The organism is Mesorhizobium sp. P2_D1 (assembly GCF_056404455.1).
In genome coordinates this window covers 1-759 of record NZ_JBFUDZ010000166.1, presented here as the reverse complement: position 1 = coordinate 759, position 759 = coordinate 1, and the positions used below count along the sequence as shown (strand labels likewise).

At 67.5% G+C, this 759-nt stretch carries 1 protein-coding gene; it reads left to right on the top strand.

Annotated features, from left to right (window positions below; all coding sequences use genetic code 11):
• On the top strand, positions 1-759 hold a 759-nt coding region (locus AC1D0I_RS32760; protein WP_477400212.1), incomplete at both ends, for a DUF5801 repeats-in-toxin domain-containing protein.

Genomic DNA, 759 nt, shown 5'->3' with positions numbered 1-759 from the left:
CGGCGCGGTGACCTTCCTGGATGACGGCCCGTCGATCACGAGTGCGGTTGTCGGCAGCTCGGTGACGCTTGACGAGACCAACAACGGTGCGACGACGGACGGCGTGCTGAACCCGGCGCTGATGACGGCCACGAGCGCTGCGGCGATCGTGACGGTGACGTCGAACTATGGCGCCGACGGCGCCGGAACGACCACCTATGCCTTGTCGGTGACGCAGGCGAACTCCGGGCTGGCAACGGCACAGGGCGACCATGCGATCACGCTGGTGCAGGTCGGCAACACGATCGAGGGCCAGTACAACGACGGCGCGACGCACACGGCGTTCACGGTGTCGATCGGCTCGGACGGCAAGCTGACGGTGGTGCAGAACGTCGCGCTGGAGCACCTGGTCGATGGTTCGACGGCGGCGGCCTACAACGATGCGCTGACGCTGGCCGGCAAGATCGGCGTGACGGCGACGGTGACGGATGCGGATGGCGAYACGGCAAGCACCGGCGTGATCAACGTCGGCGGCGCGGTGACCTTCCTGGATGACGGCCCGTCGATCACGAGTGCGGTTGTCGGCAGCTCGGTGACGCTTGACGAGACCAACAACGGTGCGACGACGGACGGSGTGCTGAACCCGGCGCTGATGACGGCCACGAGCGCTGCGGCGATCGTGACGGTGACGTCGAACTATGGCGCCGACGGCGCCGGAACGACCACCTATGCCTTGTCGGTGACGCAGGCGAACTCCGGGCTGGCAACGGCACAGGGCGA